Consider the following 15380-nt stretch of genomic DNA (forward strand, 5'->3'; position numbering starts at 1 on the left):
GAATAAAAAATCGCCTAACGAATAAATGTAATTAAACGTATCCGTTCGTAACGGTTTCCGCACGGCGGCATGGCGGAAAATTATTTATCGATTTTTTTCTGATAGCTTGAGATCCCATGTCGATTGAAGGAAGGAGCGCACGATGGACATGCATTGGATTGCAAGCGGCGCCGTATTGCTCGTGATGGCCGTTCTGTCGGCCTATCGGGACGCATTGAAGAACGAACCGATCAACCGTTTCGGCTTCGGCCGCGGCGGCGTGCCTTATTCGGAGGAATTCGAATAATCGAGCGTGCCGGATCGAGTCGGTAAATTGTCGCGAAGCAACCGGCGGGTCGGAAAGATCGACCGAATCCGCGACGATTATCCGAATATGCTTATATCCGGACAGCGTTTTCATATTAACGAAAGCGGAATCGGATCGAGCGGATGTTATTCAGATTGACGGGTTGCCGGCGCGCCGGATGCCGATGCGCGCTGTCCGTCGAGCGCGGTGGCGCCCGGCGTGCGCGCCCGGCATCTGACGCCCGGCCAATCGTCAACACTTTCGGGATGCGATCATGTTGAAAGTCACCAAAGCCGTGTTCCCCGTTGCCGGTCTCGGCACACGGTTTTTGCCCGCCACCAAGGCGAGTCCGAAGGAAATGCTGCCCGTCGTCGACAAGCCGCTGATCCAGTATGCGGTCGAAGAGGCGATCAATGCGGGCATCACCGAGATGATCTTCGTGACGGGCCGCAGCAAGCGCGCGATCGAAGATCACTTCGACAAATCGTTCGAGATCGAATCCGAGCTCGAGGCGCGCGGCAAGGAAAAGCTGCTCGAGCTCGTGCGCGGCATCAAGCCGAGCCACGTCGACTGCTTCTACGTGCGCCAGCCGGCCGCGCTCGGCCTGGGCCACGCGGTGCTCTGCGCGGAGAAGCTCGTGCACGGCGAGCCGTTCGCGGTGATCCTCGCCGACGACTTGCTGCACGGCGACCAGCCGGTGCTCAAGCAGCTCGTCGACGTCTTCAATCACTATCACAGCTCGGTGATCGGCGTCGAGACGATCGAGCGCGATGACAGCCGCTCGTACGGCGTCGTCGAGGGCCGCGAGTGGGAAGAGGACATCATCAAGCTGTCGGGCATCATCGAGAAGCCGGCGCCCGAGCATGCGCCTTCGAATCTCGGCGTCGTCGGCCGCTACGTGCTGATGCCGAGCATCTTCGAGCATCTGCGCAAGATCAAGCCGGGCGCGGGCGGCGAGCTGCAACTGACGGACGCGGTGCAGTCGCTGCTGACCGAGGAGCAGGTGCTCGCATACCGATACTACGGCACCCGCTTCGATTGCGGCAGCAAGCTCGGCTATCTGAAGGCGACGATCGAGCTCGCGCTGCAGCATCCGGAAGTCGGCCGCGAATTCGAGGCATACCTGCGCAACTGCCTGCCGGCGCTCGCCGCGGTCGCTTAGCATCCCTGTCTTCTGACGTCCAAGGTGTGTGGTGGTTGTTCCGTTGGCCCCGGTTCTCGCGAGCCGGGGCATTTTTGTGTCCGGACGGGATCGGGCATGGCGGGCGCACGCCGCGTAGAGACCCGGCGGCGCCGTTGCCGGCGCGCCGCCCACGCGCTGGTTGGCGCTTGGCGCACGCCGGACCGGCGAACGCGCCGCGCTGCCGCTCGCTCGCTTCGCGCGAATCATCCGGGGCGCACAACGCCGTCCCGAAGGGCGCTCGACGCCGCGGATGTCCGCACTCCCGAATGGCGCCGCTAATCGCGCGGCCGCTCGCTTGACGCGTTCGCGCTACGCGGCGTCGAACGACCGAACCGCGGCTGGCGTCACGGCCGCGTCCTGCCTGCCGTCGCGCGCCGGTCAACGCATGGCCGGCCGCTCGCTCGGCGCGAAGCGGCGGCGCAGCGCGGCGTCGAGCGGCTTCTTGTAGTCAAGCAGGCGCTTTTCGAGGTACTGCCACGACAGATGCGCGAGCAGCACGGCAAGCAGGAATTGCAGGATTTCGGGCAGCAGTTCCTGCAGTGCGGGTGGCACGCGCAGCCGTTCGTAGACGCCCGGCATTGCGCCGATGTGCTCGGGAATCAGGTTGTGGAACAGATAGAACCCATAGCTGATCGTGCCGAGGTACGCGAGCGGCGCGCGCTCGAGCAGCGAGACGGCCGGATGTTCGGGACGGCTCACGATCCAGAACAGCAGGATGCCGATCGACGCGCCGAGGCCGATGTCGGCGAGGCCGCCCGCCGTCGCGGAAAGGGGCGCGGCCCATAGCGTGCGCGTCGCGCAGAACGCGGTGCCCGCCGCGCCGATCCACGGCATCAGCGCGCCCGCGATGCCTTCGGGCGCGGCGACGCCGCCGTTGCACAGGATTCCGCCGATGCCGCCGAGCGCGATCAACGCGAAATTCCACGGCGAAAACGCGTAAATGAGCACGGGCGACGCGTGTTGCCAACAGAGCAGCAGATGCGCGGCGGCGGCGAGCGCGACGGCGGCCGCGCAAATCGCGAGATGGCGCGATGCGCGGGCGGTGAGCAGCACGATCGGCGCTATCAGGTAGAACTGCTGCTCGACGGCGAGGCTCCAGAAGTGCGACGTGCTGCCCGGCCAGCCTTGCTTGACGACGCCGATCCAATAGTCCGACAGGAACGCCGCGTGCCAGCGCAGCCCGAGATCGACGCCGCGCTGATAGAGCTGGCGATGCGCGATCGCGAGCGCGGCGAGCAGCAGGTAGTAGACGGGCAGGATGCGCAGCGCGCGCTTGCCCGCGAACAGCCAGAACGCGTAGCGGCGGCACGATGTGCCGCGCTCGATCGCGAGCCGGCCGCGGTGCAACTCGCCGACGATCAGGAAGCCGCTGATGACGAAGAATGTCCACACGCCGATCTGGCCGACGTCGAGCGCGCCGAAGTGCGCGCGGTGCGACAGGAAGACGAGCGTGACGGCGACGGCGCGCAAACCGTCGAGCCCTCTAACGTGTTTGACTGCGCGCATTCCAAGTCCCAAGCGATGCGATGCCGGCGGACAGTATAGGAATGCAAATGTCGAACATAATTCGCTCGGGCAATTCGATACGCGACGCAAAAACCGCTGCGCACAAGGGCTGAAACGATATCCGTAGTCAGCGGCGCGCAACAAAACCTGCGGGAAACCCGCGGAAAACGCACAAAAGTGCTGCACGAAGCGGCGCGGCGCTTGTAGAATCCGGCGTTGAAGCTCGCATGTCGCGCGCTTCGTGTATCCAACGACCACACCTGGTAGGAGAAACATGGCGACTTCCGCAAAAAAGGTGGCTAAGAAGGCTGCCGCACCGGCCAAGAAAGTGGCTGCCAAGAAAGCAGCGCCCGCGAAGAAAGTAGTGGCCAAGAAGGCTGTCGCGAAGGCGCCCGCCGCTCCGACGCCGCTGAAGGACAAGTTCACGAAGGCTTCGCTCGCGACGCACATCGCCGAGCGTGCGGCCATCGAAGTGAAGGCTGTCAAGGCAGTGCTCGCGGCGCTCGAGAACGTCGTGCTGGGCTCGATCCACAAGAAGGGCGCAGGCGAGTTCACGCTGCCGGGTCTGCTGAAGATCACGGCGCAAGCGGTGCCGGCGAAGAAGAAGCGCTTCGGCAAGGACCCGTTCACGGGCGAAGAGCGCTGGTTCCCGGCGAAGCCGGCCAGCGTGCGCGTGAAGGCTCGCGCGCTGAAGAAGCTGAAGGACGCGGCAGCGTAAGGACGGCGTGCGGTTTGCCGGAATCGTCCGGTAGCTGCGACAGTCCGAAAAAATCCCCGCGTGCGCGAGCGCGCGGGGATTTTTTTGTCCGTGCGGGGGCGGTGCCGGCGCAGGCGGGCAGGCGCGATGCGGCGCGCGGCAAGACGTTCGGCGGCCGCGCGGGGCTGGTCGCGCACAGAGCACGGCGGCGCGCGGTTGCGAGTGGAAGGCGGTTGGCGTAATCGCGGGCGTCGATCGGGAATGCATCGCGGCATCGCGGCAACGTGGCAACGTGGCAACGTGGCAACGTGGCAACGCGGCGAGACGTACGTCTTTGGTCTGTCGGCGAACGATGGATCGATGCGGTTGAGGTGCGGCGACATGTTGCCGCGCGGCGCTCGATGCGCGGCTCGCGCGACTTCGCGATCTACGTTCGCCGAGGCGTGGCGGCCATGACCGGCGAAAGGCCGCCGCGCGATCGAGGCACGGGGCGCTGACGCTCTACCGGACGGGCGCGGCCGCCGTACGACGATCGGCGACGTGCGTGCGTGGCATAGCGACGTCGACCAATCGCAGCATGACGATGCGGGTTCATCTTGAGATCGCGCACGGACCGATGCGGCGCAACAGGCATCCGCATCCGCTGCGGCGACGGCGTCGTGCTGGGGGATCGAGGGGCCGGTGCGGCGCGTCGACGATGACTCGCGCATGACCCGGAGCGATTGGCGTGTCGACGGCGACATTCGTCTTTGTCGAGCGTCGGATGCGTCGAGCAGCAGGCGAGGATGGTTTGCCCAGATAGCGAGCCGTCGGCTGAGCGATCGATCGATGTCGCGCACGTCGGTCTCTCTCGGCGCGCATGGTGCGTGGCTCGATGAAGCGTCGGCGCGGGGCTGCGGCAGCCGGCGGGGCTTGCGCGGCGGGGGGCCGGCGAGCGGCGTGGTGGGCGTCGATGCGAGCAATGTGCGGTGCGTGACGTGCGGTGCGCGGTGGGCGCGTGGCACGTTGTCGCCGCCGCCCGGCGATGCGCGCTTCATGCACGGCGCCGCATAACGAAAAAGCCAGCCGCGCGCGTATGCGTCGGGCTGGCTTTGCGGTCGCGGCCCGCGACGCCCGAAGGCGAACACGGACCGCGCGTCGGGGCTGCGCTTAGAACTTGTGGCGCAGGCCCAGGGCAACCATCTCTTGCGACTTCGTACCGCCGATGCCGTACGAGCCGATCGACGCCTGTGCGTCGCCGCCGCCCGCTTGCGTGCCGCTTGCGTGCTGGTACGCGCCAGCCAGATAGACGTCAGTCCGCTTCGACAGCGAGTAGTCTGCGCCCAGCGAAACCTGGTGGTACTTCGCGTTCGAATCGCCGCTCGACTTCGTGTAGATATAACCGAGGCCCAGCAGCAGCGCCGACGTCGCCTGGTACGTGACGAAGCCGCGGCCCGTGTTGTACTTCTCGGTCGAGCCAAATGCCGATGCGCTGTCCGACTTGTATTGCGCGTTGCTGTAGCCGAGGCCGAACGTGAACGGGCCAAACACATATTGAGCGCCGACTTGAGCGATGCCGATCGACTTGGCCGTCGCGTAGCCGTTGTTCATGAACAGCGAGTTGTCCGGGCCATCGAAGATCGCGTCGGAGGAGCCGCCCCAGCCCGTGCGAACGCCTGCTGCGCTAAGCGGAGCCGAGTTCGATGCGTGGAAGTAGCCGGCCCCGATGCCGACCGGGCCGTTGTTGTACGCCGCGGCGGCCGCCCACGTCTGTCCGGTACCCGGCGAGCCTGCGATGCCGCTGAAGCCGTACAACGCCTCGAACTGGAAGCCGGCAAACACGGGCGACGTGTACTTGACCGTATTGTTCACGCGCAGGCTGTTGTCGTTGTTGTCGACGTCACCCGGGGTGGCGAACAGGCTGCCGAAGTAGTTGTCTGCAGTGACGGGCTGAACCAGGTCGACGAGCGGATCGTATTGACGGCCGAGCGTCAGCGTGCCGTACGTATCGCTTTGCACGCCGACGAACGCCTGACGGCCGAACATGCGGCTGCCTTGGCCGAGCGCGCCGTTAGCCGAATTGAAGCCGTTCTCGAGCTGGAAAATGGCTTTCAGGCCGCCGCCGAGATCCTCGGTGCCCTTCAGGCCCCAGCGGGCACCTTGCAGGTTGCCGCTGCCCATTTGCCATGCGTTGTTGGCCTTGCCGTCGTTACCATGGACATAAGTGATCGACGTATCAATCACGCCATACAGCGTGACGCTGCTTTGAGCCTGAGCTGCACCGGCCGCGCCCAGCAGCGCGAGCGAGAGGGTAGACAGAGCGAGTTTCTTCATTGAGCTATTTCTCCACGCGAGTGAGTCGTTATTTGTTGCGGATTGGAGAATAGCGCACTGCATCAAATGCAAGAAATCCAAAAAAATAAAGTGTCTCAAAAAGGTGACAGCGATGAAAAGTCTTTTTATATCAATCACATAAACGACCATTTCGATTCCGGGAACACTGGCCGATGGTTGCGTTGCGATTGTTGCGGAAGCAAGCATATTGCTTGTGTGTGGGGCCGTTTTCGGGCTGTTTTCGCAGCAAAGTCGGTGCATGCAAACGTTTGCGGGCGTGGCGGTGGCTGCGATGGCGACAGGCGCGCGCTCGAACGCCGCACTCTGCTCCGACACGACGCCGGCATCTTTCCGCGCCAGGTGCGCGGTAGATCGAGCAGGACGTTTGCTCGGGCGCAATACGCGCAAAGGCCGGCGTAAGGTGCGGGGGGCTTCCTGATGCGCTTGGCGGGCGTGTCAGTCGAGCGGGCCCCCGCGCGCCGGCGCGGCATCCGCTTGCGATGCGGCGTCGATCGACGCGTGCGCCGCGCCGCGCGCCGCCGCGAATTCCGCGCCGAGCAGCAGCACCGCGGCCGAGAAGTACAGCCACATCAGCAGCACTGCGAACGATCCCGCGGCGCCGAACGCACTTGCGGTGCCCGCGTGCGCGAGATACAGCGCGAAGAGCTTCTTGCCCGCCGAGAACAGCACGGCGGAGACGATGCCGCCCGTCATCGCATCGCGGTTCGACACGCGCGCGTCCGGCAGGAATTTCATCAGCGTGCCGAATGCGAACGCGAGCACCGCGATGCCGATCGAGAACTGCAACAGGTTGCCGATCGCGACGTACGGCGACGCGCCCCACAGCCAGCGGCCGATGAACGTGATCGCGGTGTCGAGCACGAGCGAGACGATCAGCAGGAACGCGACGCCGAGCACGAGCCCGAACGAGATCAGCCGCACCCGCACGAGGCCGAGCACCGACGATGCGCGCGTTTCGGTCGCGGGCCAGATCACGCTGAGCGCGGTGTTCAGCGATGCGAACGTCGCCGACGCGCCGATCGCGAGCATCGCGAACGAGATCAGCGCCGCCGTGCCGCCGCGGCTGCCGCTGCGATGCGCGTTCTCGACGATCGTCTGCACGCCGGCCGCCGCCTCGTTGCCGATCAGCTCGTGCACGTGGCTGAACACCTCGCCGCGTGCGGCATCGGCGCCGAAGAACCAGCCGGCGACCGCGATCACCATCACGAGCGTCGGGGCGAGCGAGAACGCCGAGTAGAACGCGATGCTCGCCGCCATCGAGGAGCAGCGGTCGGCGGAGAAACGCCTGAACGCGTCGAGTGCCCAGTTGACGTTGTGACGGACGAGCTTTTGCGGTTGTTGCGGAATCAGGGATTTCATGGGGTGAGCGTACGGGCGCGCATCGCGCGCCGGGGTCGTTTGCCGTTTTTGCATCGGACGCCGCCCGATCGGAAAAGTTTATTCAAATCGGCGAAGCAGGACGAAGCAGGGCGACGGAGCGCGGCGTCGGGGCCGGGCCGCGCGTCGCGCCGCGGCGGGGGCGCGTCGGCGCGCGCGGCTGCCGCGCTTCGCATGTCGCATACGTCTGCGGCTGCGTCTGCGGCCGACGCGCGCGGTGCCGTTCAGTCGGGCTCGGGCAGATCGAGGCGCTTGACATCGCCGTTATCGGGCGTAGCGCTCTCGAGGAACAGATCGCCGAGATACTGGCCAAGCTCGTCGGCTTCGAGAAAATCCGGAATGACGAAATGCGCGGGGCGGCGCTTGCCGTCCGTGCCGGGGTAGAACGGCACCCAGCGGTCCTGCTTGCGCTCGACCAGGATCTGCCTGCCGAACACGTCGAAACGGTGTGTGGTCATGCGGGGCTCCTGATGGATCGGGGCTTCGGCGGTGTGCGTTCCGCGACGGTCAGCACGGCACGCGCGCCGCGCGAACGGCCCTGTGTCGCGCGACTCGTGCCGGCGCTGCGCGAACGCGGCCGTAAGGCGACGTTAGCAGAAAACCACGTCGCAAGGCGGTCGACGCGCCCGGCGGCGTCAATGCCGCAAGCGCCGCAACGGCGCGATGCAAAGCACCGAGCCGCGCATGACGATCGGACGAATTCATCGTTCCAGCCGATGCGGCGGCGCGTTACGATTCCGACGGTTGCAGCGTTTGCAAAGCGCGTCGACACCCGCAGTGCCGATTCGTTTCCGGGCGATGCGCTGCCGCTGCCGATACCGACGCCGGTCCACGACGGCCGCATCGCGATCGGCCCGAACGCCGCCTTGCGACGGCATCGCGGCGTCGGTGCATCGCAACGGCCTCACGGCCGCAACTGCGCGGCATCACGGCATCACGGCTTCGCGCATCGTGCGCGCCCCGAGCGCCTACCTGCGATTGCCGGTAGGCTTCTTTTCACCGCTTCGTCATGCTCCGGCTGTCGCTGGCCGATGCCGACCATCACCGAAACGCCCCCTTCCGAAATCCGATCCGCAGCGAAGTCGATCTCGACGCGAACGGCAAGCACGCCGGCAATCTGCGCGTGCCGCACTCGGCCCATCGTTCGGCATACGGATGGGTTCCGGTGCCGATCGTGTCGATCCGCAACGGCTGCGGCCCCGTCGTGTGCGTGATGGCGGGCAACCACGGCGACGAGTACGAAGGGCAGATCGTCGTGTCGCGAGTCGTGCGGGAGATTGACGCGGCGCAGATCGCCGGGCAACTGATTGTCCTGCCGATGGCGAATTTTCCGGCGGCGGACGCGGGCTTGCGCGTGTCGCCGATCGACGGCGGCAACCTGAGCCGCTGCGTTCCCGGCGATCCCGCCGGCGCGCCGACCGCCGTGATTGCCGACGACATCGACCACGTGCTGCTGCCGGAGACGCTCGAGCGGTCGGAGACGAATCCGGCGGGGCGGCCGTCGTTCCGAGCGTCGCCGGCGCGGGACGGACGCCGCCCCGATGCCACCCCGGCATCACCCCGGCATCGTCCGTTCGATGTCTTCACCGTTCCCGCTGCACATAAATGCACTGGCCGCGATGCCGCTGGCGGCCGCATAATCTCTCCCCCCTATCATCGCCCGATCACCCCGATGCCTCGATCCTCTCGCTCGTCGGCGCGCGCCGCCATCCGGACCGCCGCGCCGCGCCGCGCGCGTTCGCGCGCCATCGCTTTCGCGTCGGCGGCCGTCGCATGACGCTCGCGCTGCTGACCGCCATCGTCTTCGTCGCCGCGTTGCTGCGGCTCGCGAAGCGCCGCCGCGCGAGCCTGGCGCTGTTCGTCGCGTCCGCCGCCGCGTTTTTCGCGATCGGCTGCGGCCCCGTGCCCGCGTGGCTGCTGCGCGAGCTGCAGGCGCCGTACGCGGCGCGGCCCGCGATCGCGTGGGGCGAGCGCAACGCAATCGTGATGCTCGGCCTCGCCACCGAGAAAATCGCCGCGACAGGCGCGGTCGAGCCCGGCACGTTTTCTTATTCGCGGGTCGTCGAGGCGGCGAGCCTGTACCGCGACTGCCGTCGCGCGCGCGCGAACGCCGGCTGCAAGATCCTCGTGAGCGGCGGCGACGCGCGTCGCAACGGCGCGCCGGAAGCGAGCATCTATCGCGACGCGCTGATCGGCCTCGGCGTCGACGCGGCCGACGTGCTCTCCGAGCCGCGCAGCATGAACACGTGGCAGAACGCGCAATTCACGCGCGCCGTGCTGGACGGCTATCGCGCGGACCGCGTGCTGCTCGTCACGTCGGGCGTCCACTTGCGGCGCAGCGCGCTGTATTTCGCGCATTTCGGCGTCGCCGCGATCCCCGTGCGCGCCGAGTATCTGCAGGCGGTGACGTTCCCGCTTCCGCTCGCATACAACTTCTCGGTCGCCGATCTCGCGCTGCACGAATGTCTCGGCATCGCGCGCTACCGGCTGTACGACGCGCTCGGCTGGAACCCGGCGCGGACGCAGCCCGGCGACGCGTGAGCGCGGCGCGCCGTCCGTGCGCCGTCGGGGCCCGTTTTGCCTGGGTTGCCTCGGTCGAGTCGGTCGCCTCGGTCGCGCCGAACGGGCCGAACGGGCCGGCGTGAACGTCGGCTCGTTCGAGCCGACGGCCTCCATGCGCATTGCTGCGCCGATCGCCGAAGTCGCGCCGTGCGAGCCTATCGTCCACATGCGTCGCGTTCCGGCCGCCGCCGGGCTTGACGACGAACGCCGCGCCCGGCGCTGGTCGTCGCCCGGTCCGCATTCGTGTGCATCGCGATATCCGTCCGCGGCGACCGCCGCGCGTCGTTTCCTCAATATTTCGTACCGGATGCCGTAAACGCGCCGGAGCGCCGTGCGGCAAGGGCGGCCGTCGCGCCGGTGCGGCGTCGCGCGGGGTATCCCGACGAGGTCCGGACGCGGCGATTTCCCCGGCGCGCGTGCGCGCTGCCTGATGGGCAGGCTGCCGCCCGGCGCGGCAACCGGCGATGCTGTGCCGATGCGCGCGATCCTCGCGTGACATGCCGCGTTTTCGTGCGATCTGATAACCTTGCGTGCTGTAAGAAATGGTTTTCCCTTATTGGTGACGGTTCCGCTATCCGATTCTCTCGTGTTGTCATATAAAGGAAAGACGATAGGCAGCGCGGTTCGTCGCCGCCGCGCCGCGCGCCCGCCGGGCGCCGCGTCCGGGGCGCTCGCGCAATCCGCAACCATGCATTCGTAACCCAGCCACGCAACATTAAATCCTTCCCCTTCAATACAACCCGCCCGAGACCACCATGCTCCAATTGTCCCGGCGCCAGTTCCTGAAGCTGTCCGCGACGACGCTCGCCGGATCGAGCCTAGCCCTGTTGGGCTTCTCGCCGGCCGAAGCGCTCGCCGAGGTCCGCCAATACAAGCTGGCGCGCACTGTCGAAACCCGCAACACGTGTCCTTACTGCTCGGTCGGTTGCGGGATACTGATGTACGGCCTCGGCGACGGCGCGAAGAACGCCACGTCGAGCATCATCCACATCGAGGGCGACCCCGACCACCCGGTCAACCGCGGCACGCTGTGCCCGAAGGGCGCGAGCCTCATCGATTTCATCCATAGCCCGAGCCGCCTCACGCAGCCCGAGTACCGCGCGGCCGGCTCCGACAAGTGGCAGCCGATCTCGTGGAGCGACGCGCTCGACCGGATCGCGAAGCTGATGAAGGCGGACCGCGACGCGAACTTCGTCGAGACGACGGACGACGGCAAGAAGGTCAACCGCTGGCTCACGACGGGCATGCTGGCCGCATCGGCGGGCAGCAACGAAGTCGGCTATCTGACGCACAAGACCGTGCGCAGCATGGGGATGCTCGCGTTCGACAACCAGGCTCGTGTCTGACATGGCCCGACGGTGGCAGGTCTTGCCCCGACGTTTGGCCGTGGCGCGATGACGAACCATTGGGTCGACATCAAGAACGCGGACGTTATTCTCGTGATGGGCGGCAACGCCGCCGAAGCGCACCCGTGCGGCTTCAAATGGGTCACCGAAGCGAAGGCGCATCGCAATGCGCGCCTCGTCGTCGTCGATCCGCGCTTCACGCGCACCGCATCGGTCGCCGACTATTACGCGCCGATTCGCACCGGCACGGACATCGCGTTCCTCGGCGGGGTGATCAACTACCTGCTGACGAACGACAAGATCCAGCACGAGTACGTCAAGAACTACACGGATTTCCCGTTCATCGTTCGCGAGGATTTCGCGTTCAACGACGGCATCTATTCCGGCTACGACGCGGACAAGCACGCGTACCCGGACAAGTCGACGTGGGAGTACGAGCGCGGCGACGACGGCTTCGTGAAGGTCGACGACACGCTCGCGCACCCGCGCTGCGTGTACAACCTGCTCAAGCAGCACTACTCGCGCTATACGCCGGAGATGGTCGAGAAGATCTGCGGCACGCCTAAGGACAAGTTCCTGAAGGTGTGCGAGATGCTCGCGACGACGGCCGTGCCAGGCCGCGCCGGCACGGTGCTGTACGCGCTCGGCTGGACGCACCACTCGGTCGGCGCGCAGATGATCCGCACGGGCGCGATGGTGCAACTGCTGCTCGGCAACATCGGCATCGCGGGCGGCGGGATGAACGCGCTGCGCGGGCACTCGAACATCCAGGGGTTGACCGACCTCGGGCTGATGTCGAACCTGCTGCCGGGCTACATGACGCTGCCGATGCAGGCCGAGCAGGATTTCGACGCCTACATCCAGAAGCGCGCGCAGCAGCCGCTGCGGCCCAACCAGCTGAGCTACTGGAAGAACTATCGCGCGTTCCACGTGAGCTTCATGAAGGCGTGGTGGGGCGATGCCGTCAGCGCCGAGAACAACTGGGGCTACGACTACCTGCCGAAGCTCGACAAGCCGTACGACCTCCTGCAGACGATCGAGCTGATGCACGCGGGCAAGATGAACGGCTATATCTGCCAGGGCTTCAACCCGCTCGCGGCGGCACCGTCCAAGCGCAAGACGTCCGAGGCGCTCGCGAAGCTGAAGTGGCTCGTGATCATGGACCCGCTCGCGACCGAGACGTCCGAGTTCTGGAAGAATCACGGCGAGCACAACGACGTCGATTCGTCGAAGATCCAGACGGAGGTGTTCCGGCTGCCGACGTCGTGCTTCGCGGAGGAGCGCGGCTCGCTCGTCAACTCCGGCCGCGTGCTGCAGTGGCACTGGCAGGGCGCGGAGCCGCCCGGCCAGGCGAAGAGCGACCTCGAGATCATGTCGGGGATCTTCCTGCGGATGCGCGACATGTACAGGAAGGACGGCGGCAAGTATCCCGACCCGATCGTCAACCTGAGCTGGCCGTACGCGAACCCGGAAAGCCCGACGCCCGAGGAGCTCGCGATGGAGTTCAACGGCCGCGCGCTCGCCGATCTGCCTGACCCGAAGGACCCGACGAAGACGCTCGTGAAGAAGGGCGAGCAGCTCGCCGGCTTCGCGCAACTGAAGGACGACGGCACGACCGCGAGCGGCTGCTGGATCTTCTGCGGCGCGTGGACGCAAGCGGGCAACCAGATGGCGCGGCGCGACAACTCGGACCCGACCGGCATCGGCCAGACGCTCAATTGGGCGTGGGCGTGGCCCGCGAACCGGCGCATCCTGTACAACCGCGCGTCGTGCGACGTCGCCGGCAAGCCGTTCGACCCGACGCGCAAGCTGATCGGCTGGAACGGCAAGACGTGGACGGGCGCGGACGTTCCCGACTACAAGATCGACGAGCCGCCCGAGACCGGCATGGGCCCGTTCATCATGAACCCGGAAGGCGTCGCGCGCTTCTTCGCGCGCGCCGCGATGAACGAAGGCCCGTTCCCCGAGCACTACGAGCCGTTCGAGACACCGCTCGCCGCGAATCCGCTGCATCCGAACAACCCGCAGGCGCTGAACAACCCGGCTGCCCGCGTGTTCCCGGACGATCGCGCGGCGTTCGGCAAGGTCGACCAGTTCCCGCACGTCGCGACGACCTATCGTCTGACCGAGCACTTCCACTACTGGACGAAGCATGCGCGGCTGAACGCGATCATCCAGCCCGAGCAGTTCGTCGAGATCGGCGAGGAGCTCGCGAAGGAGGTCGGCGTCGCGCACGGCGATCGCGTGAAGGTGTCGTCGAACCGCGGGCACATCGTCGCGGTCGCGCTCGTCACGAAGCGGATCAAGCCGCTCACGGTCGACGGCCGCAAGGTGCAGACGGTCGGCATTCCGTTGCATTGGGGCTTCAAGGGGTTGACGAAGCCCGGCTATCTCGCGAACACCCTGACTCCGTCCGTCGGCGACGGCAACTCGCAGACACCGGAATTCAAGTCGTTCCTGGTGAAAGTGGAAAAGGCGTAAGGGGAAAGAGATGGCATTGCAATCGCTCGATATCAAGCGCGTCTCGGCCACCACGACGCCTCCGCCCACCGCGCGAGAGCCGGTGACGGGCAGCGTCGCGAAGCTGATCGACGTATCGAAGTGCATCGGCTGCAAGGCGTGTCAGACGGCCTGCATGGAGTGGAACGACCTGCGCGACGAAGTCGGCACGAACGTCGGCGTCTACGACAACCCGGCCGACCTGACCGAGCACTCGTGGACGGTGATGCGTTTCGCCGAGTACGAGAACCCGGCGGGCGACCTCGAGTGGCTGATCCGCAAGGACGGCTGCATGCACTGCGAGGACCCGGGCTGCCTGAAGGCGTGCCCGTCGCCGGGCGCGATCGTTCAGTACAACAACGGCATCGTCGATTTCCACGAGGAGCACTGCATCGGCTGCGGCTACTGCGTGACCGGCTGCCCGTTCAACATCCCGCGGATCTCGAAGCAGGACAATCGCGCGTACAAGTGCACGCTGTGCTCGGACCGCGTCGCGGTCGGCCAGGAGCCCGCATGCGTGAAGACCTGCCCGACGGGCGCGATCGTGTTCGGCACGAAGGAGGACATGAAGCAGCACGCGGCCGAGCGCATCGCCGATCTGAAGGGCCGCGGCTTCGAGCAGGCGGGGCTGTACGATCCGCAGGGCGTCGGCGGCACGCATGTGATGTACGTGCTGCATCACGCGGACAAGCCGTCGCTGTATCACGGCCTGCCCGACAATCCGTCGATCAGCCCGATGGTGAAGCTGTGGAAGGGGATCGCGAAGCCGCTCGCGGTCGCGGGCATCGCGCTGTCCGCGCTCGTCGGCTTCTTCCACTACACGCGCGTCGGCCCGAACGAAGTGACGGACGACGAGGAAGCCGCCGCCCGCGACGAAGCGCGCCGCATCAAGGAGGACGCGAAATGAAGCATGACGACCCCAACCTGATCGTCCGCTACACGGCGAACGAGCGCTCGAACCACTGGATCACCGCGATCTCGTTCGTGCTGCTCGCGCTGTCCGGGCTCGCGCTGTTCCATCCGTCGATGTTCTGGATGACGGCGCTGTTCGGCGGCGGGCAATGGACGCGAATCCTGCATCCGTTCGTGGGCCTCGTGATGTTCGTGTCGTTCGCGGTGATGGTCGTGCGCTACTGGCGCCACAATCTGCTCGACGCGAGCGACCGCCGGTGGCTGCGGCAGATGGACGACGTGCTCGCGAACCGTGAGGACAAGCTGCCGGAAGCCGGCCGCTATAACGCGGGGCAGAAGCTGCTATTCTTCGTGATGGTGGCGTCTCTGCTATTGCTGCTCGTCTCCGGGATCGTGATCTGGCGGCGCTATTTCTCGCTCTACTTCCCGATCGGCGCGATTCGCGCGGCGGCCGTCGTGCATGCGGCGGCGGCGTTCGCGCTGATCGTCGGCATCGTCGTGCACGTGTACGCGGCGCTGTGGGTGAAGGGCTCGATCGGCGCGATGGTGCGCGGCACCGTGACCGTCGGCTGGGCCAGAAAGCACCATCCGAAGTGGTTTCGCGAGAGCGTGAAGTAACGTCGCATCGCACGAAGCCGGCGCGGCGCGCGGACTCGGTCGGTCCGCACGCCGCACGCC

Annotated in this window: 12 protein-coding genes and 1 pseudogene; 9 read left to right on the plus strand and 4 right to left on the minus strand. The window is 66.4% G+C overall.

Going from position 1 to position 15380, the window contains the following annotated elements:
- Nucleotides 1-142 precede the first annotated feature (142 nt).
- Nucleotides 143-286 (plus strand): hypothetical protein, encoded by a 144-nt coding sequence (locus BTH_RS34265; RefSeq protein WP_009895883.1) that lies wholly within the window; start codon nt 143-145, stop codon nt 284-286.
- Nucleotides 287-560: 274 nt separating this feature from the next.
- Nucleotides 561-1448: a UTP--glucose-1-phosphate uridylyltransferase GalU gene (gene galU / locus BTH_RS03635; protein ID WP_009895884.1), complete on the plus strand. Its 888-nt coding sequence runs from the start codon at nt 561-563 to the stop codon at nt 1446-1448.
- 399 nt (nt 1449-1847) lie between these two features.
- On the opposite strand, the gene BTH_RS03640 is transcribed toward galU, so the two are convergent.
- Entirely contained in the window at nt 1848-3251 is a 1404-nt protein-coding gene (locus BTH_RS03640) for an acyltransferase family protein (protein ID WP_043288954.1), read from the minus strand.
- Here BTH_RS03640 and BTH_RS03645 point away from each other — a divergent pair.
- On the plus strand, nt 3250-3693 hold the full coding sequence (locus BTH_RS03645; protein WP_011400993.1) for an HU family DNA-binding protein: 444 nt from the start codon (nt 3250-3252) through the stop codon (nt 3691-3693). The two genes, BTH_RS03640 and BTH_RS03645, sit on opposite strands and share 2 nt — an antisense overlap.
- A gap of 1128 nt (nt 3694-4821) precedes the next feature.
- Here BTH_RS03645 and BTH_RS03655 read toward each other — a convergent pair.
- From BTH_RS03655 to BTH_RS03665, 3 genes are all read right to left on the minus strand, one after another.
- The gene (locus BTH_RS03655; protein ID WP_009895890.1) at nt 4822-5985 is read right to left on the minus strand and encodes a porin; all 1164 of its coding nucleotides are present in this window, start codon (nt 5983-5985) and stop codon (nt 4822-4824) included.
- 456 nt (nt 5986-6441) lie between these two features.
- Entirely contained in the window at nt 6442-7365 is a 924-nt protein-coding gene (locus BTH_RS03660) for a YihY/virulence factor BrkB family protein (RefSeq protein ID WP_009895891.1), read from the minus strand.
- Between the two features lie 242 nt (nt 7366-7607).
- Nucleotides 7608-7841 (minus strand): DUF7661 family protein, encoded by a 234-nt coding sequence (locus BTH_RS03665; protein ID WP_009895892.1) that lies wholly within the window; start codon nt 7839-7841, stop codon nt 7608-7610.
- A 582-nt stretch (nt 7842-8423) separates the two neighbouring features.
- On the opposite strand from BTH_RS03665, the pseudogene BTH_RS32780 reads away from it, so the two are divergent.
- The 6 genes and pseudogenes from BTH_RS32780 to BTH_RS03700 form a co-directional block, all read left to right on the plus strand.
- A pseudogene (locus BTH_RS32780) lies at nt 8424-8842 on the plus strand (succinylglutamate desuccinylase/aspartoacylase family protein); the annotation flags it as partial.
- Nucleotides 8843-9156: 314 nt separating this feature from the next.
- Nucleotides 9157-9924 carry a YdcF family protein gene (locus BTH_RS03675; protein WP_009895895.1) on the plus strand — a complete coding sequence of 256 codons (768 nt, stop codon included), beginning with the start codon at nt 9157-9159 and terminating at the stop codon, nt 9922-9924.
- Between the two features lie 100 nt (nt 9925-10024).
- A complete protein-coding gene (locus BTH_RS03680; RefSeq protein WP_009907335.1) occupies nt 10025-10261 on the plus strand; it encodes a hypothetical protein in 237 nt (78 codons plus the stop codon).
- A 439-nt stretch (nt 10262-10700) separates the two neighbouring features.
- Nucleotides 10701-13772, plus strand: a complete 3072-nt coding sequence (fdnG, locus tag BTH_RS03690) for a formate dehydrogenase-N subunit alpha (protein ID WP_011400996.1) — start codon at nt 10701-10703, stop codon at nt 13770-13772.
- A gap of 10 nt (nt 13773-13782) precedes the next feature.
- Nucleotides 13783-14697, plus strand: coding sequence for a formate dehydrogenase subunit beta (fdxH, locus tag BTH_RS03695; protein WP_009895901.1), 915 nt, complete (start codon nt 13783-13785; stop codon nt 14695-14697).
- Nucleotides 14694-15320 (plus strand): formate dehydrogenase subunit gamma, encoded by a 627-nt coding sequence (locus BTH_RS03700; RefSeq protein ID WP_009895902.1) that lies wholly within the window; start codon nt 14694-14696, stop codon nt 15318-15320. Before fdxH ends, BTH_RS03700 begins: the two co-directional genes overlap by 4 nt.
- Nucleotides 15321-15380: the final 60 nt, after the last annotated feature.

It is taken from the genome of Burkholderia thailandensis E264, from assembly GCF_000012365.1.
GTDB lineage: Bacteria > Pseudomonadota > Gammaproteobacteria > Burkholderiales > Burkholderiaceae > Burkholderia > Burkholderia thailandensis.